We start from the raw sequence: 23932 nt of genomic DNA, 5'->3' as shown, positions 1-23932 counted from the left end.
ATCTACCCCTCTATACCAATCTCCTGGTCGGTTAAATAACAAGCTGGATCAGATTCCCAGTAATCTTCATGTATTGCTTCTGCTCTAGCTCTAAAATTACCATTACAAATATTTAGCCACTTACACTTAGCACATCTTCCTTTTAACAAAGGTTTTCTATCCTTTAAGCCACCTAATATAGGATCAGATGTATTTGTCCAAATATCACTAAATTTTGTTTCCTTAACATTACCAAATGTATAGTTTTGTGTAAACTGATCAGGATGGACATTTCCAAACCAATCTACTTCTCCAATGGCAATACCTGTACGGTTACCACCATTTAATTGTAAAAGTTCATATACCTCTTTAGCTTTTTCTGGGTCTTCTTTTAAAAGTTTCAGATATAAATAAACACCATCAGCATGATTATCAACAGTTAATATTTCTTTAGTAATTCCTTTTTCATCAAAATAACGAACCTTTTCAGTAATGAAATCTATAGCCTTTCTAGTTTCTTCATGAGATAAATCTTCTTTAACCATTTCACTACCTCTACCAGAATAAACTAAATGATAAAAACAGGTTCTTGGAATTTTCTCTTCTTCAATTAAGTTGAATATATCACCCAACTCATGAAAATTATGTCTATTTAAAGTAAATCTAAGTCCTACCTTTTGTCCTACTGACATGCAATTTTCTATACCTCGTAAAGCTAGATCAAAAGCTCCTTTTTGACCACGGAATTTATCATTATTTTCGCCTATTCCATCTAAACTGATCCCTACATAGCCAACCCCTATTTCTTTTAGTTTTTGGGCTGTTTTTTTATTTATTAATGTTCCATTTGTTGAAAAGGTTGTCCTTATTCCTTGTTTATTAGCATACTCAGCAAGATAGAGTATATCATCTCTCATAAAAGGCTCTCCACCAGAAATCAAAATAACTGGTACATTAAATGCCTTTAAATCATCTATAAATCTCATTGCTTCTTCTGTACTTAATTCACCATCATATTTATTATGATCAGACCCTGCATAGCAATGAATACATTTAAGGTTACACGTTTTTGTACAATTCCACACAACAACAGGCCCCCTGCTGTTTGTTGTACCATGAATTGCTCCTTTAGTATTTTTATTATAGCGTAGAGAGTCACCAAAATTATTACTACCACTTAATAGTCTACTAAAACTAATCACTTGGCTGCCTCCTTAATTAACATTCTCCCTTATAGTTTATCAGATTTTAGCCTTTTTTAGTGATATAATTATTTATAAATTAGAAAATTTAAATTGGAGCGATAAACAGATGGTATATAATTTTAAACTTACGGTAAACGACATATTACAATTGCCTGATTTTAAAAATGCTAAAGTTGTTAACGATACCGCTGACCTTACCAGGGTAGTAGAATGGGCACATATTCTTGAAATTATCCAAGTAGGTGATTTAGCTAACGAAAAAAAGATAACGCAAATTAGTGATTTTGTTAATGACAATGTTATGATTTTTACTACAGGTGTCGGGTGGAAAAATAAGAAAGATGTTTTGGTTTTTATTAAACAACTTATTGATCGGAACGTTTCAGCACTATGCTTACAATTAGGTTATCAATATAAGGAAGTTCCCCAAGAATTTATTAAATTAGCTAATAAACATAACTTCCCAATTATAGTTTTTTATAAAGAAGTACGAAATATAGACATTATGTATAATTTGCATACAATCTTTATTAATAAAGATTATCAATTATTTTTAGAACTTGAAAAGTTTCTTGATGAATTAAATCATATTTTGCTTGCCCCTCATGACCTTAAAGATATACTTTCTTTTTTTCATAATTATTTAGATGTAAATGTAGTGTACATTCCCCTTCAGGGAGAAAGACACTTTATGCCTCCTCTTGCTTCTATCGAGCAAGAAAATATCTTAAATTTAATTAATTATTTAAAAGAATATTCGCCACCAAAAAATGTAGTTCAAATTGCAAATGATAGTAAATTTTCCTATATAGAAATAACGGCAAATAACAATAAACTTGCTTACTTAGCCTTTTTCTCAGATAAAAAGTTAAATAAAATGCAATTGCTTGCTTTAGAAAAATGCAATTCTAATTTAGCTCAAGATTTATTGCGCAATTTATTTATAGAAGAAAAGGAACGATATAAAAAAGAAAATAAAAAATGGATTATAGATTGGCTTCATGGTTTACTCCCTGAAACACAAATTAACCACTATTTAAACCAATTTGAGCCTAATCTCACACCGATAAATGCTGTAGTCTGTATTATGAGTTTTGCAAACTCCCAAGAAAATAATATTTCACTAGATTTTATGCTTCACATGACTATTATAGCTCGTCCATTTTTTAAACAACATGGACTATACATTCTAAATTATTTTAATAATAATCAAATTGCATTTATCATTTTAGATACTAGTCTTTCGCAAACTTGTGAAGAACGCATCACAAAATCTATAAATGAGCTTAAAAGAACTATTGAAGGCAGAAGTACACATTTAAATAATCTTAAATTAACCTTTAGCCTAGGTAAAGTTGTGAATAAATTAAAGCTATTAAACAGAAGCTTTATAACTGCTAAAGAGACTTTATCTGTACAACAAAAAGCTAAGCATACTGATATACTTTTTTATAATAATCTTCATATTTATCGCATAATTCCCTTATTAGATAAGCAAGATTTTATAAATGAATTAATTACAGATTATCTCCAGCCTATCATCGAATATGACCACCAGCATGATGGTAAATTAATACAAACTTTAAAAGTATTTTTAGAATGTAATTGTAATAAACAAGAAACAGCACAAAGACTCTATGTAGTTCGTCAAACACTATATAATCGAATACAGAAAATCGAAGAATTATTAGGTACAGATTTTTTACTACCAGAAAAACGCGTAATGATTGAAATTGCCCTATATACTTATGATTACCTAAATATCTAAATTTATCCTCCTAGACACTTTGTACAATAAATTAATAAAAAGTCTTAACATTTTGAAAGTTGTAAAAAGGAATAAAAAAACATATTATAGTAATAAAGCTAATATTAAATTTAAGTTAATTATTTTATAACCATTAATTTGAGGGGGTAAAGATCATGCACTTTGGTAAATTAAAAGATTATATTAACGGGCAGTGGGTTTCACATACAGACGCTGAATATTTAAAGGTATATAACCCATCAACAGGTGAAGAAATCTGTGAAGTTCCAATTACACCAACTAATCAAGTTGAAGCAGCTATTAGCGCTGCTGAAGAAGCTTTTAAGACTTGGAAAAATGTAAGTATGGAAAAAAGAGTTAAATATTTATTTGATTTACGTGATGCTTTGGTGCAGCGTCATGAAGAATTAGCACAAAGCATTGCTATTGACCAAGCTAAACATATCAGTGATGCTAGAGCTGAAGTAAATCGTGCAATTCAAATTACAGAAACTGCTTGTGGTATTCCTCTAATGATGACAGGTAATAAATTTGCTATAAATGAAGATGTCGATGGAGAAGTTATCAGAGAATCAATTGGAGTTGTTGGGGCTTTGGCACCATTTAACTTTCCGGCCTTGGTATTTGGTTGGTTTATCCCTTATGCTATAGGATGTGGTAATACCATCGTTTATAAAGCAAGTGAACAGTCTCCTTTATTCATGCAAAAAATCATGGAAATATTTGAAGAAATCAAGTTGCCTAAAGGTGTAGTTAACTTAGTAAATGGTACCAAGCCTGTTGTAGAAGCTATGCTTAATAGTCCGATAATTAAGGCTATGGCTTTTGTTGGTTCTACTCCAGTTGGAAGAATAGTTGCTGAGGGAAGTGCACAAACTGGAAAAAGAAGTCAAGTATTAGCAGGAGCTAAAAATACTTTGATTGTAGCTGAAGATGCAAATATGGATGGTTTTATCCAAAATTATATCAATTCAGCATATGGAGCAGCAGGACAAAGATGTATGGCAGGATCAATTGTGGCTGCAGTAGAAGATGTATATGATGAAGTTAAAGAAAGAATGATTAAAGCATCTAAAGAAGTAAAAATTGGCGATGCTAGAGATGAAGATGTATTCTTAGGACCAGTTATTTCACAAAAATCAGTTGATAGATGTCATTATTATATAGATCTTGCTTTAAAAGAAGGAGCTAATTTAGCACTTGATGGTAGAAATCCTACTCTTCCTGAAAAGAATAAAAATGGTTATTTTGTAGGACCTACAATTGTTTCTGAAGTTACTCCTGATATGAAAATTGCAGTTGATGAAATCTTTGGACCAGTTGTATCCTTAATGAAATTTAAAAACGTTGATGAAGCACTTGAATTTTTCAATAACTCAGATTTCGGTAATGGAGGATCAATCTTTACTGAAAGTGGCTTATATGCCCATAAATTCTTAAGAGAAGCTAATTCAGGCATGATCGGGGTAAACGTAGGAGTTCCAGCTTCAATGCCTTACTTACCATTTGGAGGAACAAGATCTTCATTATTTGGTAGCCAAATAAAAGCTCAAGGACAAGATGCTGTCGATTTCTTCACTAAAAGAAAAGCTTGTACAGTTCGTTTTTATGGTAAAAATTAAATTTAAAATTAAAAGTCGCTATTTATTAGCGACTTTTTTAATTTTTGTGACAGTAATAATGATCTAGAATAATAATAAAACAGGTAATTTTTAAGTTTTGTAGAATTTTGTCTTATAAACATAATAATGAGGTGATTAAAATTGAAAGGTAGTGTAGTTGGCACCTGGATAAATAGTTTACAGAGCTTTTTTGGTAATAAATTAGTTGATGAAGTACTTAAAGAGAATAATTGGGAACCTGACCGCATCATCTCTCCTACCGAAGATATTGCTGATAACGAAGCTTTTAATATAATTAGTTTAATCAGCAAAAAGGTAAATAAAACTAAAGCAGAAATATGGAGACAAATTGGAAAACAAAATATCTATTCCTTTGAAAGTTGGTTTCCTTCTTATTTTGATAGACCAAGTCTTAAAGATTTTTTATTAGCTATGGATGAAATTCACAGGCAATTAACTAAAAAGATTCCTGGGGCGACACCACCTAGACTAATAGCTACTGAAGTTTCTCCAAAACAAATAGAAATTACTTATATCTCCAAAAGAGGATTATTTGATTACTTTTTAGGGCTTTTAGAGGGTAGTGCCGAATACTTTAAAGAAAAATTAGATGTTACAATATTAGATAAAGGTATAAAAGATAACAAGCATTTTATTAAAGTCTCACTTATACTTGAAAAAGGTGAGCAAACAACGGAAAACTATAATCTAACAAAAAGACTTTCTTTAGGAATCAAAGAACTACCCTTAAAGATAGCAGTTAGCACAGGATTAATATCCCTACCTCTTATAGCTTTAGGTACAGGATCCTTCTCCTTTAAAACAATATTGCTTTCCTTAGTTATATTCCTTGCTAGTTTTGGGGTTAGCAACGTTATGTTAAAACCGCTTAAATCCCTTCAAGAACAAATTAAAAACATGGAAAATTCAGACTTTAGTAAGCGAAAGTTGGTTATAACAAATGATTCCTTAGAAATAATTAATTCACAATTAAATACCTTACAAGAAAATATTCAAAAAGACTTTCTATTCCTTAAAGGTGGCACTGATGATTTACATTCTTTTACGAAAAAGTTTAGTGACATCGCAAGTCAAATGGAACAAGTATCAGACACAATTCAAGGTGTAGTCCAACAAGTGGCTGAGGGCGCTGTATATCAAGCAGAAGAAACTGAAAAATCAGTATCTACTCTCACTGAAAATATTGAAAATCTTAATCAAATTGCTGAAGAGGAACTAAAAAGTAAGGAACAATTAGAAACTGCTATTGTAAATATTAAAACATCTTATGTCGAAGTGCAAAAGGTTGCAAATTTACTGCTCCAAACTAAAGATGAGTACCAAATTGTCAATAAACAAGGAACTGATCTTTCTGAAAGAGTGCATAATATTATGGGTATCGCAACTACGGTCGAATCTATAGCAGACCAAACAAACCTTTTAGCCTTAAATGCAGCCATTGAAGCAGCAAGAGCTGGTGAGCATGGTCGTGGTTTTGCCGTTGTAGCTGAAGAAATTAGAAAACTAGCTGATGATGTCAAAAGGGCCGTACAAACTATTAATGAAAACTTACAATATTTTATAACCGAAGTGGCAAAACTTGTTTCAAATGTACAAGAGCAATTTATCCATTTAGAAAACAGTAATCAAAATTTAGAAAAGGCAGTAAAAGATAATACCGAATCAACAGAACAAATTACAAATGTTTCAAATACAATTGTTTCCTTAGTTGATAAATTGGCTAAAGAAACTGAAGATATTTCTCAAATGTTTCAAAATATCCATACACTTGCAGCTATAGCCGAAGAAAACTCAGCCTCTAGTGAAGAAATGAGTGCAAATGTCATGAATTATTCAGAAAAACTTAAAGATTTAACTAGTTATATTCATCAACTTGAAGGTCTAACTAGCGGATTTAGAGATGAATTAAAAAAATACAAGATATAATAAAATCCCTGTGATTAATCACAGGGATTTGTTTTCAAGTACTTTAATTGACTTTTTGGCTAAATCACCTATTGTAGTCGTTACTAATTCTCCATCAATAAATATTATTACTTTATCCTCTTTACCTTCTAAGTATTTTAAATTATCAATTTGTCCTACCTGATCCGTCTTTTCCATTAAAATAATAGCATAAGCAAGTATTTGAGGATTGTTTGACTCTATAAAAGGAATTAATTTATCAATAAAAGGAATTACTAAGCTTTTATCTTCTTCAGCAATTACGCCAGTTGCCCATAACATGCCTGGAAAGCATATAAAATTATCTAAAGCATTTAAAATTAAAATCGAGGTAAAACTACGAAAATTTTCCGGGTTGTTTGAGATTATTGCTCCCATTCCTTCAGCTGAACCCCAAGGAACATTTCCACTTTCATCATTCATTGCCCAAATAAAACGACGTATTAAATTTAAATATAATTCTTGATGTTCATTACCAAAATTTTTAGCTAATTTTCCTATAGTTTCTATCGTATACCATTTCAAAGGATCATTAAAATTTCCAAATAAATTCATTTGTACATATTTTAATACTTTCTTATGATCCTGATATGCTAATGAAATAATTTGATCATATTCTTTTTGTAAGATTAGTTCTTTGATATTCTTTTTAGAAATCATGGCTACCCCTCCTACATGTAACTTATCTGTTCTTTTCATTATTTGTTTGTATATATAAAAAGACCTGATAATCAGGTCCTTTATACATTAACTTCTTTAACATGTATTTTGTTTAGTGTATCTTTACTTAAAAATAATTGATTATAACCGATTTGAACCAACCAATCTACAGCTTGTTGGAGAACAATTACTGACATACCTTTTCCAATCCCTAATTTATGAACCAGTGCTTCTTCCTTAAGCTCAACAATTTCACCAATTTGACCAACTTTTAATCTAGCTAAGCTAAAGATTTCAGACATACATCATCCTCCATTCATATCTTAGTAATTAAAATAAGTTATTTATAATTATATGAGATATTAGCCATTATGTCTACTATTGGGAACAATTTTTCTAAATTTAATTATTTAAACTTCTTCTTTCAGCTTTTACCATATAAATTACGTTTTCACCAATATTAGTTGCGTGATCAGCTATTCTTTCTAAATATCTACTCACAAATAATAAATGTGCACATTGATTAATGTTTTTCGGATTTTCAAACATATAACTTATTAACTCTCTAAAGATTTGACTATGAAGCTCATCTACTTGATCATCCTTTTTTGCTAATGTCAAAGCTAATTCTACATCCCCATTAATATAACTATCTAATGAGTTTTTTAACATTTCCTGAGTTATTAATGCCATTCTGGGTAAATCAATCAATGGCTTAATTAATTTATCTGTGCCAATTCTTATTGTTATTTTAGAAATATCTACTGCATTATCTCCTATTCTTTCTAAATCCGTAATAATCTTAAGGCCAGCACTAATTCTTCTTAAATCTTTAGCCATCGGCTGTTGTGTTGCTATTAATTTCAAACATCTTTCTTCTATTTCTAATTCTAAATTATCAATAATATCATCTTTTATTATTATATTTTCTGCTAATTCTAAATCTTGATTAGCTAAAGACATGATTGATAAATTAATTTGTTCTTCAACTAACCCACCCATTTTTAATATTTGTTTTTCAAGTTCATCTAAAGCTTTCGCATATAAGGTTCTAGACATATATATCACTCCTCTAATCTATTTAACCAAAACGACCTGTGATGTAATCCTCAGTTCTTTGATCTTTAGGCTTTGTGAAAATATTCTCAGTGATATCATACTCTATTATTTCTCCTGTTAAAAAAAATGCTGTAACATCTGATACCCGTGCGGCTTGTTGCATGTTATGAGTAACGATTACGATAGTATAATCCTTTTTTAGCTTTTGTACTAATTCTTCTACCCTTAGAGTTGATATAGGATCAAGTGCTGATGTTGGCTCATCCATTAATAATACTTCAGGCTCTACAGCTAATACCCTAGCAATGCAAAGACGTTGCTGTTGTCCTCCTGATAAACTAAGAGCACTTTTATTTAAATTATCTTTAACTTCATCCCATAAAGCCGCTTGTTTTAAACTTTTTTCTACTATTTCATTTAACTTTCTCTTATTTTTATTACCATGGACACGAGGTCCATAAGCAACATTATCATAAATTGACATAGGAAAAGGATTAGGACTTTGAAAGACCATTCCTACTTTTTTTCGCAATTCCACAACGTCAATTTTAGAACTATAAATATCCTGGTTATCAATTAATACATTTCCATCTATAGTAACGCCTTTAATTAAATCATTCATTCGATTTAAGGATCTTAAAAATGTAGATTTTCCACAACCTGAAGGACCAATGAAAGCTGTTATTTCTTTTTCTTTAATATCTATATTAATTTCTTTTAAGGCTTGAAATGAACCATAATGTAAATTTAAGTTTTGAGCGGATAATTTAACTTTCATTTTATTACCTCCTCTGATGAGCAACTATTTTATTTATGACAAAATTTGCGATAAAATTAATAATGAAAATTAGGATAATAAGCACTACCGCTGTGGCAAAAGCAACATCCATATTACCCGTTTCTAAAGCAACCATATATAAATGCATAGAAAGGGTTCTTGCTCCATCAAATGCCGATTCTGGACTTAATAATGTACCACCCAAAGTTAATAATAACGCTGCAGTTTCTCCGATAGCTCTTCCTATTCCTAATATAATTCCTGTTAATATCCCAGGAATAGCCGTTGGCAGCACAACTTTATAAATGGTCTGCCATCTATTAGCACCTAATGATAAACTTGCTTCTCTAAATGAACTTGGAACAGTTTTTAAAGCTTCTTCGGAAGTTCTAATAATAGTCGGTAAAATCATACATGTTGCTGTTAATGACCCTGAAACCAAAGACCAACCTTTTGTATATTCCTCAAGCAAAACAACAAAAAAAGCATAACCAAACAAACCAAATATGATTGAAGGAATGCCAGCTAAAATTTCAGTTCCAAATCTAATTATTTTAGTTAAAGTATTTCCTCTGGTATATTCTTGTAAATAAATTGCCGCTCCAACACCTATAGGAGTTGCAATACTAATAGTCAAAATAGCATAATATAAAGTACCAACTATTACCGGAAAAATTCCACCTTCAGACCCCATCTTGCGTGGGCGATCTAGTAAAAAATCCAAACTTATATGATTTATACCCCGAAAAATTACATATCCGATTATTATCATTAAAATTAAAACCGTAGAAAAAGCAGCTAAAGTTAATAATAAAGAGGCTATTTTTTCCTTACCCCTTGGTACTGTTAACATCATACTTTTTCACCTCCTCGGCGAATAAAAAACATAGCAAATATATTTAAACTAGCTATGAAAAAAAGTAATACTATCCCTACAGCAAATAAAGCTGCCCTATGATTAGGTCCAGCATAACCCATTTCTAAGGCTATTACTCCTGTTAAACTACTAATAGGAGCAAATATACTTAACAGCCCATGTTTAGGGATTGCAGGCATATTTCCAATAACCATAATTAATGCCATTGTTTCACCAAGAGCTCTACCCATAGCTAAGACAACAGCTGAAACGATTCCAGATTTAGCTGCTGGGATTATTACTTTGGTGATTGTTTGTAAATGAGTTGCTCCTAAAGCTAATGCACCTTCTTTATATTTCCGAGGAACGCTTCTAAGAGCATCTTCTGAGATATTAATTATTGTTGGTAAAATCATAATTGCTAAAATTATTCCACCACTTAAAACACTATAACCCCATTGATATTCTTTAGGTAAAATATTTCCCAATAAATTTCTCTCTATATTTCTCATAATATCATTAAGAACAACCATCCCAACTAAACCGTATATTACCGAAGGAATACCAGCTAAAAGTTCAATAGCAGGTCTTATAATCTTACTAGCTTGTTCAGAAGACATTTCGGCCAAGTAAACCGCTGTAGATATACCAAATGGGATTCCAATTACTAGTGCTAAAAAGGTGACATAAAACGTACCAATAACCATAGGTAAAATTCCATAAATTTCTTTCGTTGGATTCCAAGTAGAGCCAAGTAAAAAATTCCAAAGACCATATTTTTGAATAACCGGTAGTCCTGTTTTGAAAATAAAAAAAGTAATTAATACTATTGTAGATACAGCTATTATAGATGTAAAAAACAAAATAATTTTTACAATTAATTCAGATTTTTTTTTCATTAATCCACCTCATTAAGAAATATTACTCTAGGTTGAAAAAGGTGGATATATCCACCTTTTTAGAGAGAAATGAATCCTTGTTCGCTAACCATACTTTGACCCTCATTTTCTAAAACCCAGTCAATAAATGCTTTAGTTAAACCTTGGGCTTCAACTTTAATAATAAAGTTAAAGGGTCTTGAGATTGGGTATTTACCATCTTTTACAGCTTCCGTTGTTGGGTTAGCTCCATCAATTACAACTCCTACTACATCTTCACTTAAAGAACCCATTGAAATATAGCCAATTGAATTTGGATCAGCTTTAACTGCTTCTTTTACTGCCCCGGTTGAATTTTGGATTGCAGCTTTCGTGGTATAATTACCCTCTTTTCCTAATACTAGCTCTTGGAATGCTCCTCTTGTACCTGAACCTTCTTCTCTATTAATAACCGTAATACCAGCATCCTTACCGCCGACATCTTTCCAATTAGTTATTTCTCCTGTAAATATGTCTTTAACCTGCTTTGTACTTAACTCACTTACCTCATTATCAGGATGAACTATAACAGCTAAGCCATCTTTAGCAATTACTATTGCCCTAATATCTTGATTATTAGTTTTTTCTTCTTCTTTTAATTCTCTAGAAGCCATTCCAATATCAGCAACACCATTTCCAGCAACAGATTCTATTCCAGCACCTGATCCACCACCAGCAATTTCAATTTTTACATTAGGATTTAATTCCATAAATCTCATTGCTAGTTCTTCAGCTAAGGGCTGTACTGAAGTTGAACCTGCTAATTTTAAACGGCCACTTAAACCTTCTTGTTTATCATCAGCCATTTCTTCTTTTTCTCCACAACCTGCTAAAAATACAGATAAAGATAAAATAAGAACTAAAAGCAAACTTAATTTTTTAAACATTAATATTCCTCCCTAAAACTTTTATTTATTTTGTCTGTAATAAAAATAACAAACTAAAATTAAATCCACATTATACATTTGTTAAGATTGTGTTAAAAAAAAATTCGGGATCAGATCCCGAATTTTTTTCCTATTTAAATTATCTGCTATTTACTCCTTTAATTTGAAATATAATGTAAACATAGTTCCTTTATCTAACTGACTTTCTACACTTATTTTTACCTTTTGCATATCTAAAATATGTTTTACAATACTTAGTCCTAGTCCTGTGCCCCCAATCTCTTTTGAACGAGCTTTATCAACCCTATAAAAGCGTTCAAAAATACGTGGTAATTCTTCTTTAGAAATACCTATACCAGTATCTTTAAAACTCACTAGTAAATAACTACCCTCTTCTTTGGCAGTTATATTTAAAATTCCACCTTTTTTATTATATTTAATACCATTATCAATTAAATTTATTATAACTTGATAAATACTGTTTTTATTTATCTTTATTTTAGGTAAATCATTAGCAATATCTAAATTAATATTTATTTCATTATTAATTGCTTTAGTTTCTAATCTTTTACTACATACTTTTAATAATGAAGTTATATCTTCTTCTTGCATATCTATTTCTTTATTTCGTCTCTCTAACTGAGACAAATCTAATAAATCATTAGTTAAACAACATAAGCGTTCAGCTTCTTTATCAATTATCCCAATAAATCGTTCCCTTAAAGCTTTTTCTTCCATTGCACCAGATAAAAGTGTTTCTGAAAATCCTTTAATTGCTGTGATTGGAGTTCTTAACTCATGAGAAGCATTTGCTATAAAATCACTTTTCATTTTTTCAACCTGTCTAATCGAGGTTATATCATGAAATATAATTGCTACCTGCCTAACTTTATTTTCTTGGATAATAGGTGTAATATATACCTCTAAAATACACCTCCCTGGGTAAATGGGTGCTAATTCACAATTAGTTTTTACCTTTTCACTTACTGTCTTTTCTATGCTTTCCTGAAAATCATAATTTCTAATAATTTTTTGAAAATTTTCACCAATAATTTTTTCTTTATTTACTCCAAATATTTTTTCTACTTGAGGATTTAATTCTTGGACAATTCCTTCTTTGTTAATAACTAATACACCACTTGAAATATTATTAAGTATAGCCTCTATTCTATTTTTACTAGATGTTATTTCAATAATTTTTTCTTTTAATGATGTTGTCATAACATTAATGGATCGTGAGAGAGCACCTAATTCATCTTGTGTAGGACAAAATATTTTTTGTTTTAAATCACCTTTAGCTATTTTATCAGCAATTTTACTAATTTCTTTAATTGGTTCAATAATGGTTTTTGATAACCTAATACTAAGTAGTACACCTATGCTAGTTGCAATAAAAATAGTAGTAATTAAAATTAATGTTAAACTAAATAATGTTTTATTTATTTCTGTTAAAGGTAACGAAAGTCGAACTACCCCTATAAAAGAGTTCTTAGCCTTTATAGGGAGTGCTACATACATATTATTTATATTGACCGTTCTACTAAATCGTTTTACTATACCAGTTTTTCCCTGCAAGGCCTCTTGTACTTCTTGCCTATTAATATGGTTTTCTAATTTTTTACGTTCATAGTTAGAATCAGCTACTACCATACCATCAGCTAATATTATTGTGATTCTTGTATTAAGCTTTTTACCTATATTTTTGACAATATTATCGATATCACTATATTGCTCTTTTAATAGATCATCATAAATAATAGAAGAAACTAAATAACCTTCTCTTTCTAATTGATTTTCTAATTTATCTGTAAAATATTTTTCTAAAAGAATAATTAACCCTGTACCTAATATAGACATAGAAAAAACAATTAACAACAAATATGTTATTACTATCCTTGTCCGTATACGAAATTTCATTATATCACTTCCTTCGTATAATTGATTTAAAGTAAAAAATTATTATAAAAAAAGAGATGGTTATAACCATCTCTTATTCCTGTTCTAATATATATTTAGCAATATTTACTGAATGATCTCCTATTCTTTCTAAATTACTTAAAAGTTCAATATAAATTGCACCTGAAGTTCCATTACAGGTTTCCTTATTAAGCCTAAAAATATGACTTTTACGCAATTTATCTTCCATTTCATCAATAATATCATCATTCTTAACAACTTCTCGTGCTAAATCATAGTCTTCAGTTTTAAAGGCCTCTAAAGACTTTAAGAAAATATTACTAACTCTATTCATCATTTCTAACAAATCATCTAATGCACCTGAAGAAAAAGCAATTTTATGTTCAATTACATAATCAGTTAACTCCACTAAATTGATACAATGATCTCCTACACGTTCAAAATCGCCTACAGCATGTAATATGGCATGGCTTCTATTAGACATTATATCATTTAGATTTTGACCTGATGTAGCCTTTAATACATAATCAGTAATTTTTTCTTCTAACTGATCTACTATATCCTCATATTGTAGAGCTATGTTTTTATCTACATCTTTTCTAGTAAAAAAGTATTCTACGGAGTGATTATAAATTTCACTAGTCATACGTCCCATTCTAAGTGTTTCTCTACTAGCATTTGCTAAAGCTACAGGAGTATTATCAAGTAATCTTGGTTCTAAATATTCAGGTCTAGCGGTAATTGCTGAATCATCTCCTGGAATTACTTTACTAACTATAATAGCAAGTAGAGCAACAAATGGTAATTGAATTAATGTGTTAGACAAATTAAATATTCCATGTGTTTGGGCTATTTGCATTTTAATATTAAGGGTTTCCCATAATCCAGCTGATCCTGGCAATATAGCAAAAATGTTATTTGTAACAAAGATTACAAATGGAATAAACCATCCTGATAAAAATAAGGGTAAGAAAATTAATGTTCCGATAAAATTAAATAAAAAGTGCGTTAAAGAGGCTCTTTTAGCAGCTACACTAGCTCCTATCCCCGCTAAAACGGCAGTTACAGTTGTACCAATATTGTCTCCAAATAATATTGGTATAGCTTGCCCATAAGTAATTACCCCTTGATTAGCAAGTTCTTGTAATACCCCAATCGTGGCACTACTACTTTGAACAACAGCTGTAAATAAAATACCAATTAAAACTCCCATTATAGGATTATTGTCAACGCCAATCATTAAATCTAAGAAAAATGGGGCATCCTTTAAATGTTTTAAACCTTGTCCCATTACATCCATGCCATAAAATAAGGCACCAAAACCAAATAGTATTTCTCCTAGATAAATAATTCGTTTTTTCTTACTAAATAATAAAAATAAAACACCAATTGCTAAAATAGGTAACGAATATTCTTTTAGTTTAAAACCAATTAAATATGCTGTTACTGTAGTACCAATATTGGCACCCATTATTACACCAATAGCTTGGCGCAAAGGCAAAAGACCTGCATTTACTAATCCTACTGTTAAAACGGTAGTTCCACTACTACTTTGAATCAGGGCTGTTACTAAACACCCAGTCAAAACTCCTCTTATCGGAGTCTTAGTTCCCTTTTCAAGGATAAGTCGCATCCGGTCTCCAGCTGAAGACTGTAATCCATCTGACATAGACTTAATTCCAAATAAAAATAAACCTAAGCCGCCTACAAAATTAAATATAATATACTGCCAGGTTACATCCATTGTAAACCGCCTTTCACTCAGATTTTTTACTAAATTTTAAAATATTAAGTATTCATTTTTTGTTAGTGTTTATGAAAATTTCGCACAATACTAATAGTAACATAGTTAATTATACTTGTTAATTGCTTTTTCGACAAAAACCTAGGCTTTACTATTTTATTTTTTATAAAATCTAACTCGCACCACAAATGATAAGTATAATTATTCTTTATACTTATAACCTACACCTCTTACTGTTTCTAATAAATTTTCCCCTATTTTTTTTCTTATATGTCTTATATGAACATCTACGGTTCTCGTATCTCCTAGATACTCATATCCCCATATATACTCTAAAATATACTCTCTAGTAAATACCTTGCCTGGGTTTTCTGCCAAGAGACTTAATAACCGAAACTCTTTATAAGTTAAATCTATTTTTTTATCCTTTACATAAACTTTATACCTTTCTAAGTCTATTTTTAAAAAACTACGAACTAGTATATTTTCTTTTTTAGTAATTGTACTACTAGAGCTTCTTCTTATCAGAGCTTTAACCCTAGAAATTAATTCTCTTATGCTAAATGGCTTCGTAACATAATCATCTGCACCCATCTCAAGGCCTAGTACTTTATCAATTTCTTCTACTTTTGCAGTTAACATAATTATAGGTAAATGAGCTAATTTTTGATCCTTTCTTAAGTTTCTACAAATTTGCATTCCATCCATAAAGGGAAGCATTAAATCTAGAATTAGCAAATCTGGACAATTTTTTTTAATCATTTCTAAACCTTCTTGTCCATCTGATACAAGCTTTACTTGAAATCCTTCTCTTTCTAAATTAAAAGCCAAAAGTTCTCTAATACTAGGATCATCTTCAATTACAAGTATCGTATTCAATTTGCACACCTCAATTGAAAAAAATAGTTATTAACTAAATAATACCCCATAAACTTAATTAATAAAATAGTTTAGATAAAAAAATGCCGCTATCTGCGGCATTAAAATAACATTTTTCTATTATTTACATAAACGTTCAAGATTAATCCTAAACCAAGCATATTTGTGAGCATGGCACTACCTCCATAACTAACAAAAGGTAATGGTATGCCTGTAACTGGCATTATCCCTATACACATTCCTACGTTCTCTAAAATATGGAATACGTACATCGAACATACTCCAACAACTATTAAACTACCAAATAAATCATTAGATTGATTAGCTATTTTTAAACCTCTATATATTACAATGAAAAATAATACAAGTAAAAGACCGGCTCCTAAAAAGCCGAATTCTTCAGCAAACACAGCAAAGATAAAATCAGTCCATTGTTCAGGTAAAAACTCTCCTAAACTTTGAGTACCTTCACCTAGTCCCTTGCCAAAAAGACCACCACTTCCTATAGCTATCTTGGATTGCCATACATTCCATCCTGCTCCCCTTGGATCTATACTAGAATCAAAAAGTACCAAAATCCGATTTAACTGATATTTTTTTAATGGCAACCACCAGTCATATTTAAGATAACCCCATATGTAAAATAGAGCAAATACTGTTCCACCACCAAAAGTTACTCCTAAAATTACAGGGTTAGCTCCTACTACAAACATCATTCCAACCATAATAAAAATACAAACTAAAGTGGTACCCAAATCTGGTTGTTTTAAAATTAAAGCTAAAGGAATCGCACCAAATAAAAAAGCTGGTATAAAATTTGTAAGTCTTTTGAATTTTCCCTGATTTTTTGCAAGAAAACTAGCAAATGTAATTATTAATAAGAGTTTTGATAGTTCTGAGGGTTGAATATTTCCAAGTCCACCCGGTAATACTATCCATGACTTTGCTCCTTTAATTTCCTTACCAAAAATCATAACAGATATTAAAATAAGGATATTTAAAACATACAATTGTTTTGTATACTTCTCCAAAAATGTATAGTTAAACCTTAACATTACCAAAACACTTAATATTCCAATTACAATCCACATTACTTGCTTTAATAAAAAAGAACTAGCTAAATGTGTCGTGGCACTATTTAAAACAAATAGGCTCATCACAATGATGAGCGCTACTGTTCCAACAAGGGTATAATCAAGTTTTTTTAATATTCTCTTATAATATTCAATCATTTTTTGCCACCCTCATCTATTATGCTTGTAAATCCATGTAATTTCTTTTCATTCTAATAATTGGTATATTTGCTATTAAAGCGACTTCATTTTCTTCATTATTCAAGTCTACCTCTAAAGCCTTTTGATCAATTTCCATGTAATTAGATATAACCCTTATTAAATCTTCTTTTAAATCTTTTAATAAGCTAGGTGATATTGTCGCACGGTCATGGACTAAGACAAGTTTTAATCTTTCTTTTGCCACATTTTTTGATCCAGCAGAAGAATCTTTTCCCAAAAGACTTTTCAAAAAACTATGCATATTCACCCCTCCTTTACCCTTTAAATCCTAATAACCTTTTAAACTTAGTTAAGACAGACTCCTCTTGTTCTAAATTGACTAAAGGTACATTCTCTCCTAAAATACGCTTGGCAATATTTCGATATGCTTGTCCTGCCTTAGAATTCATATCCAAAACAGCTGGTTCACCTTTGTTACTCGACACTACTATATATTCATCCTCCGGCACAACTCCAATCATGTCAATGGCCAATATATCGATCATATCATCAATATTCATCATGTCTCCACGTTTAACCATTTCTGGACGAATTCTATTGATAATTAGTTTAGGATCTTTTAAACTATTTGCTTCTAATAGACCAATGATACGGTCAGCATCTCGAACTGCAGATACTTCTGGAGTGGTTACAACAAATGCTTTATCTGCTCCTGATATAGCATTTTTAAATCCTTGCTCTATTCCTGCCGGACAGTCAATTATTACATATTCAAAATCTTGCTTCAATTCCTCGCATAGTTTGTCCATATCTTCAGCACAAATAGCATTTTTATCTTTAGTTTGAGCCGCTGGTATCAAATATAAACCAGCAAAACGTTTATCTTTAATTAAAGCTTGCTTAAGTTTGCAATTTTTATGAGCTACATCTACTATGTCATAAACAATTCTATTTTCTAATCCCATTATAACATCTAAATTTCTAAGTCCTATATCCGTATCAAGTAACACTACCTTTTTTCCTATAGCCGCTAGAGCCGTTCCAATATTAGCCGTGGTTGTAGTTTTCCCTACACCACCCTTACCTGATGTAATTACAATAACCTCACCCATACTATATCCCCCTTGCTTTAAGCGTATTTTTCAATGATTACTCTTTTGTCTTTTATTCTAGCGACTTCAGGATCATTTGGAATCATTTGATCTCCATCTGGGGCTCTGGTTATTATTTCGGCAATTCTAAGCTGAGTTGGCTGTAGTCTAAAAGCAAAAACAATCGCCTTATCGTTTCCCTTTACACCTGCGTGAGCTATACCTCTAAGTGCACCTATAACAATAATATGTCCTTCAGCGACTACTTCTGCTCCGGGGTTAACATCACCAAAAATAATTATTGTACCATTGTGACTTATATTTTGACCTGAACGCAAACTCTTTTTTAGAACTAATGTCGGCCCATTTGTTAAGATACTATCTTCATCCTCTATTATATCCTGAAATACACCTATTTTTTCAGATATATTTATTATATTTTCTTCAATCGGTGGTATAATTTTTTTTACTATTAAATCTAAAGATTCAAATAAACTTTTTAATTTATTTCTGTTTTCCATATTTAGATCAGTATTGTGTAATGAAATTATTATTTCCATACCTTTTCCCAAAAACGAATCTGCATTTTTTATCTTTTCTGTAATTTTATTGCAAAGATAATCAAATTCTAATGAACAATCTAATAAAACAAATACTCCTTCCTTCTTACCCTTAAACTCGATTGCTTCCATTTCAATTGCCCACCTATTCTACCTAAAATATTATATTTTTGTTAATAATTACAAGTACAAATTGATTATTCTTCTAGTGAGTTAATTCTACAAAGCACTAGCAATCCCTGCATATAACGGATGGTTTTTTTCCCCTTTATTTTGTCATAAGAAGACAAAATATTTACTTCTTTATATCTTTTATTCTAATTATTTATTAATCGACACGTAAATTACCTGGAATCTTTGTTTCCTCTATACTTTCTTTTTTATTTAAATTAAAATACTCTTCAAAAACAGCTTTTGCTATTAATCCAGCTGATCCTCCACCGCTATACCCGTACTCTACAACGCCTGCAAATGCTATTTGAGGATCATTTGCTGGGGCAAAAGCTACAAATACACCGTTATATTCACCTTTACCGTAACCTTGTCCAGGTTGTGCTGTCCCCGTTTTTGCTCCTACCTTGTACTCAGGAGGGAATCTATTAAATAGAAAAGAGGCCGTTCCACCTGGATCAGTAGTTCTTAACATAGCCTTTTTAGTTTCAGCAAGGGTTTTTGGTGATACATTAGCAATAGCTGAAACCTCAGGTGCAAAATCTTTTACAACCTTACCTTTTGCATCAACTATTCTTTGAACAATATAAGGTTTGTATCTTTTTCCATTATTTGCAATAGTTGCTACATAATTTGCAAGTTGTATTGGTGTATAGTTTTGCCTGCCTTGACCTATAGCAATATTAAATGTATCTACTTCATGCCAATTAGAATTCCATTTTAAATCAATTTTCCACTGTGCATTTAACCTTGCTAAAGTATTTTTTTTATCTTTACGAATCTTTTCCTTATCCTTTTCATTTTTAGTAGCAGCAATCATTCTATTAAATTCTTCTTCTTTTTCTTGAATTTTTTTCTTATGAGATTCATTTGTTACTTTTTTAGCCCACTCAAAATATTGAGTCCTCTTTTCACTTGTTGGTAAGCCTTGAAATGGGTTATCTCCTAAATTTTCAAAAGGAAGATCTATCCCCGTAGGCCTATCTAATCCCATTTCTTTTCCCATAAGTGAAAAGTTTTCTACCGTTACCCTTCTCCCCATTTCCTGGAAATAAACATTACAGGATTTTGCAATTGCATCATAATAATTTAAATAACCATGTACTCCTGTACATTTTATATATGGTTTTTTCCAATATCTTCCTGAACATTTGATTTTTTCATTAGTATTTATTCCTTGTTCCAAAGCAGCCATTCCCGTAATCATTTTAAGTGTTGATCCTGGGATATATCTACCTTGGATAGCCTTGTTTTGGATTCTAATTTTATCATTAGGTCTAGTCGTCATAGCTAGTACCTTTCCTGTCTTTATATCTAAAAGAACAGCTGCACCTGCATTCGCTTTTCTTGAACGCGAATTTTTTTGTAAACTTGCAAGAACAGAATCAAAAGAATCATCCATAGTTTTTTGCAAATCATAATCTAAAGTTAATACAATATTATTTCCTGCTTCTGGAGAAACAGTAGTCATTTCATTAATTGGTCTGTTTTTAGCATTAACCTCTACTTGACGAAATCCATCTTTTCCTCTGATATACTTATCATATTCTTTTTCAACACCAGCTTTTCCTAAAAGATCACCTAATTTATAATTTTCGTAACCTTCTTTTCCAAGCTCATCTTTACTGATTTCCCCTATAAAACCTAAAGCATGCCCTGCTAATCCGTTATATAAATAAGTTCTTTGTGGGGCAAGGTCTATACTCATACCAGGCAACTCACTGCGGTAACTTTCTAATTTCGTTACAGTTTCTATTGAAATATTTCTTTTTATAATAATAGGTTCATATAATCTTGAAGATCTTTCTTTGATGAGTTCATTAATACTTTTTTCTGTTAATTCCGGATCATCTAAAATTTCAACTAAGTTTTTAACTACATCTGTTTCTTTTGATTTTGGGGTATAAGTTAAAGAGACTTGATAAGTAGGATAATCCGTTGCTAATACTACTCCATCACTTGTCATTAAATTACCTCTTGGTGCTTGTATAGGAATCAGTCTCACCCTATTTTCAAGCGCCCTTGTTTTATATAATTCTGCTTGAACTAATTGCAGCCATCCTAATCGTAATATCATTACGGAAAACAAAATAGAGATTAGCACAATGTATGTGTTTACTTTTCTATCCGTAAATCTTTTTCGCTTGGTATCCAAGGACTAACCTCCTTTTATCTAATATTAATATCTTCGTATATTTGTCTTGAAAAATACAAATTTAATTATTGGAGTTAATAAAATGTTGTAAAGTAACATCGGTAGCACAATTACCTTAAAATGATTAATACTTATAGGAATACCTAAAATCAAGGATAAAATATAAAATCCAAACCCTGCTATTATAGTTCCTACCATAACCATGATTATAGGCACTAAAAAATTTTCTTTGTAAATACGTTTTTCCAAGAATCCAATTCCAAAACCAACTATTGCTTTGACTAAAGCGTTCATTCCGATAAATTTAGCCATAAATAAATCTTCTAATAGACCTATTCCAAAACCAAAGCTAGCTCCTTTTTTACTACCTTTTTGTAAAGCAAATAAGGACACATATATTAATAGTAAATCTGGCTTAATTTTCAGTAAAGTAAACTCATTAAAAACAGTTGATTCTAGAATTAGGCTAATGAAAGCTACGAGGAACAAAATAGCTACCTTCACTGAACCAACTCCTCCTCAGCTTGATTAGGTTGTGCAGTTAAATCTTCAGATTCTACAATATCGGGTAATTTTTCAACATAAGTACTTTTAACTTTTAAAATTACTAAAACTTCTTCTAAGCGACTAAAGTTTGCAAATGGTTTAATTTTGGCTTTTTTCATAAGACCACTTTCATCATTTTGCACCTCAATAATAGTACCTATTCTAAGCCCTTGTGGAAATATTTCTCCTAAACCCGAAGTTACTATTGTATGGCCAATTTTAATGTCTGCATCATGTGGCAAATATATCATTGAAAGCAGGGAACTACCATCACCACTTCCCTCAACAACACCAGGTATATCTCTAGTTTCCCATATTTTCGCCCCTACTGCTCCTTCTTGATCTAATATTAAGAGAACATCGCTAGTTTTAGGAGCAACACTAATAACCCTACCTACTAATCCATCAGGAGTAATGATAGGCATATTTTTTAATATCCCATCCTCAGCTCCTAAGTTAATAGTTATAGTTTTATACCAGTTTCCTGGATTTCTTGCTATTACCTTTGCTGTTGCTACATTAAAGTCTTGGCTATGATTTTCTTTATATTCTAGAAAATTACGCAAACGAACATTTTCTATTTGATAATCTTTTAAGGTATTAATTTGATTGTTTTTTCTACTAATTTGTCCTTTTAAAGATGCATTTTCTTTCCTTAAAGAGTCAACCTCTTCAAAAACTCCAAAAAAGTCCTTTATACTTTGGATAATAGAGGTAGCACCATTTTGTATCGGTGCAGCAACATATTTAATTCCCTTCTCAACGCTGCTAAGAGAATCTCTTTCTGCACCAGTTAATCTAGCAATATTTAAAAAGACTACAAAAAGAACTATACATACTATTATAAAAATGTAACTTTTTTTTCTTTTCCGAGACATTTCTACACCTATCCTATCTCTAGTAACTTTTAATTACTAAATATTAACCAATTCTTCTAATATTCTTAAGAATTTCAATATTTTCTAGTACCTTTCCTGTTCCTAAGGCTACACAAGATAATGGGTTTTCAGCTATATGAACAGGCATTCCAGTTTCGTCTCTAATTAATTGATCTAATCCCTTAAGAAGTGCTCCCCCACCAGCTAAAACTATACCATGATCCATTATATCAGCTGCTAATTCAGGGGGTGCTGATTCTAAACAATTCCTAATAGTATCAAGAATGCTATCAACTGTTTCTTTAAGAGCTACTTGTATTTCACTTGCAGGAATAGATATATTCTTAGGTAATCCACTTACCAAATCTCTTCCTCTTATATCGTATTCTTCATCAATTTCTATATTATATGTTGCACCTATGTGCATCTTTATGTCTTCCGCTGTGCGATCACCTATCATTAAGTTGTAATTTTTCTTTATATATTGAACAATTGCTTCATCCATTTCATCTCCAGCTATTCTAATAGACCGACTAACTACTATCCCTCCTAAAGAAATAATAGCAACATCGCTAGTTCCCCCACCTATATCTATTATCATACTTCCTTTAGGCTCATGAACAGGTAATCCAGCACCAATTGCGGCTGCCATAGGTTCTTCTATTAAATAAGCTTCTTTAGCCCCTGCTTGTAATGCTGCATCCTTAACTGCTCTTTCTTCAACCGATGTAACTCCTGAAGGCACACAAATAACTACTCTTGGTCTTAAAAATATATTTTTAGAATTTAGTACCTTTTCTAAAAAATACTTTAGCATACTATAAGTCACTTCAAAATCAGCAATTACTCCATCCTTCATGGGTCTAACGGCAATTACATTTCCTGGAGTTCTACCAATCATTTGTTTTGCCTCTTCGCCAACAGCAAGTACTTTGCCGATATCCTTTTGGATTGCTACTACCGATGGCTCATTTAAACAAATTCCTTTACCTTTATAAAACACGATACTATTAGCCGTTCCTAGGTCAATACCAATATCCTTTGAAAAAAACAATTTTAT

Annotated in this window: 22 protein-coding genes; 3 read left to right on the top strand and 19 right to left on the bottom strand. The window is 31.1% G+C overall.

Annotated elements, in window-relative coordinates; all coding sequences use genetic code 11:
• Positions 1-2 precede the first annotated feature (2 nt).
• Complete coding sequence (nirJ1, locus tag B8965_RS08265) at positions 3-1181, bottom strand: putative heme d1 biosynthesis radical SAM protein NirJ1 (protein WP_084053563.1); 1179 nt, start codon at positions 1179-1181, stop codon at positions 3-5.
• A 109-nt stretch (positions 1182-1290) separates the two neighbouring features.
• On the opposite strand from nirJ1, the gene B8965_RS08260 reads away from it, so the two are divergent.
• From B8965_RS08260 to B8965_RS08250, 3 genes are all read left to right on the top strand, one after another.
• Positions 1291-2952: a PucR family transcriptional regulator gene (locus B8965_RS08260; RefSeq protein ID WP_084053560.1), complete on the top strand. Its 1662-nt coding sequence runs from the start codon at positions 1291-1293 to the stop codon at positions 2950-2952.
• 155 nt (positions 2953-3107) lie between these two features.
• Positions 3108-4574, top strand: coding sequence for an aldehyde dehydrogenase family protein (locus B8965_RS08255; RefSeq protein ID WP_084053558.1), 1467 nt, complete (start codon positions 3108-3110; stop codon positions 4572-4574).
• 141 nt (positions 4575-4715) lie between these two features.
• Complete coding sequence (locus B8965_RS08250) at positions 4716-6521, top strand: heme NO-binding domain-containing protein (protein WP_084053556.1); 1806 nt, start codon at positions 4716-4718, stop codon at positions 6519-6521.
• 18 nt (positions 6522-6539) lie between these two features.
• Here the strand turns inward: B8965_RS08250 and B8965_RS08245 are convergent, their stop codons facing one another.
• The 18 genes from B8965_RS08245 to B8965_RS08160 form a co-directional block, all read right to left on the bottom strand.
• Positions 6540-7199 carry a DVU0298 family protein gene (locus B8965_RS08245; RefSeq protein ID WP_084053554.1) on the bottom strand — a complete coding sequence of 220 codons (660 nt, stop codon included), beginning with the start codon at positions 7197-7199 and terminating at the stop codon, positions 6540-6542.
• Positions 7200-7279: 80 nt separating this feature from the next.
• Positions 7280-7501: a FeoA domain-containing protein gene (locus B8965_RS08240; protein ID WP_084053552.1), complete on the bottom strand. Its 222-nt coding sequence runs from the start codon at positions 7499-7501 to the stop codon at positions 7280-7282.
• Positions 7502-7601: 100 nt separating this feature from the next.
• A complete protein-coding gene (gene phoU / locus B8965_RS08235; protein WP_084053550.1) occupies positions 7602-8258 on the bottom strand; it encodes a phosphate signaling complex protein PhoU in 657 nt (218 codons plus the stop codon).
• A gap of 22 nt (positions 8259-8280) precedes the next feature.
• Positions 8281-9036 carry a phosphate ABC transporter ATP-binding protein PstB gene (gene pstB / locus B8965_RS08230; RefSeq protein ID WP_084053548.1) on the bottom strand — a complete coding sequence of 252 codons (756 nt, stop codon included), beginning with the start codon at positions 9034-9036 and terminating at the stop codon, positions 8281-8283.
• A 4-nt stretch (positions 9037-9040) separates the two neighbouring features.
• Entirely contained in the window at positions 9041-9892 is an 852-nt protein-coding gene (gene pstA, locus B8965_RS08225) for a phosphate ABC transporter permease PstA (protein WP_242941964.1), read from the bottom strand.
• Positions 9889-10791, bottom strand: coding sequence for a phosphate ABC transporter permease subunit PstC (gene pstC / locus B8965_RS08220; protein ID WP_084053546.1), 903 nt, complete (start codon positions 10789-10791; stop codon positions 9889-9891). Before pstC ends, pstA begins: the two co-directional genes overlap by 4 nt.
• Before the next feature lie 59 nt (positions 10792-10850).
• On the bottom strand, positions 10851-11696 hold the full coding sequence (locus B8965_RS08215; protein ID WP_084053544.1) for a phosphate ABC transporter substrate-binding protein: 846 nt from the start codon (positions 11694-11696) through the stop codon (positions 10851-10853).
• Positions 11697-11846: 150 nt separating this feature from the next.
• Entirely contained in the window at positions 11847-13613 is a 1767-nt protein-coding gene (pnpS, locus tag B8965_RS08210; protein ID WP_084053542.1) for a two-component system histidine kinase PnpS, read from the bottom strand.
• A 73-nt stretch (positions 13614-13686) separates the two neighbouring features.
• Positions 13687-15357: a Na/Pi cotransporter family protein gene (locus B8965_RS08205; RefSeq protein ID WP_084053540.1), complete on the bottom strand. Its 1671-nt coding sequence runs from the start codon at positions 15355-15357 to the stop codon at positions 13687-13689.
• Positions 15358-15558: 201 nt separating this feature from the next.
• Complete coding sequence (locus B8965_RS08200) at positions 15559-16236, bottom strand: response regulator transcription factor (protein ID WP_084053538.1); 678 nt, start codon at positions 16234-16236, stop codon at positions 15559-15561.
• Positions 16237-16337: 101 nt separating this feature from the next.
• Positions 16338-17468 carry a rod shape-determining protein RodA gene (gene rodA, locus B8965_RS08195; RefSeq protein WP_084053536.1) on the bottom strand — a complete coding sequence of 377 codons (1131 nt, stop codon included), beginning with the start codon at positions 17466-17468 and terminating at the stop codon, positions 16338-16340.
• 19 nt (positions 17469-17487) lie between these two features.
• Complete coding sequence (gene minE, locus B8965_RS08190) at positions 17488-17772, bottom strand: cell division topological specificity factor MinE (protein ID WP_084053534.1); 285 nt, start codon at positions 17770-17772, stop codon at positions 17488-17490.
• Between the two features lie 13 nt (positions 17773-17785).
• On the bottom strand, positions 17786-18583 hold the full coding sequence (minD, locus tag B8965_RS08185; RefSeq protein WP_084053532.1) for a septum site-determining protein MinD: 798 nt from the start codon (positions 18581-18583) through the stop codon (positions 17786-17788).
• 17 nt (positions 18584-18600) lie between these two features.
• The gene (minC, locus tag B8965_RS08180) at positions 18601-19254 is read right to left on the bottom strand and encodes a septum site-determining protein MinC (RefSeq protein WP_084053530.1); all 654 of its coding nucleotides are present in this window, start codon (positions 19252-19254) and stop codon (positions 18601-18603) included.
• Between the two features lie 196 nt (positions 19255-19450).
• On the bottom strand, positions 19451-21448 hold the full coding sequence (locus tag B8965_RS08175) for a penicillin-binding transpeptidase domain-containing protein (protein ID WP_084053528.1): 1998 nt from the start codon (positions 21446-21448) through the stop codon (positions 19451-19453).
• Between the two features lie 24 nt (positions 21449-21472).
• The gene (mreD, locus tag B8965_RS08170) at positions 21473-21952 is read right to left on the bottom strand and encodes a rod shape-determining protein MreD (protein ID WP_084053526.1); all 480 of its coding nucleotides are present in this window, start codon (positions 21950-21952) and stop codon (positions 21473-21475) included.
• On the bottom strand, positions 21949-22872 hold the full coding sequence (gene mreC / locus B8965_RS08165; protein ID WP_084053524.1) for a rod shape-determining protein MreC: 924 nt from the start codon (positions 22870-22872) through the stop codon (positions 21949-21951). The genes mreD and mreC overlap by 4 nt, the downstream gene beginning before the upstream one ends.
• A gap of 43 nt (positions 22873-22915) precedes the next feature.
• Positions 22916-23926 (bottom strand): rod shape-determining protein, encoded by a 1011-nt coding sequence (locus B8965_RS08160; RefSeq protein ID WP_200805902.1) that lies wholly within the window; start codon positions 23924-23926, stop codon positions 22916-22918.
• Between the last annotated feature and the right edge of the window lie 6 nt (positions 23927-23932).

Source organism: Desulfonispora thiosulfatigenes DSM 11270, assembly GCF_900176035.1.
GTDB lineage: Bacteria > Bacillota > Peptococcia > Peptococcales > Desulfonisporaceae > Desulfonispora > Desulfonispora thiosulfatigenes.
This window is presented reverse-complemented; position numbering and strand designations above follow the sequence as displayed.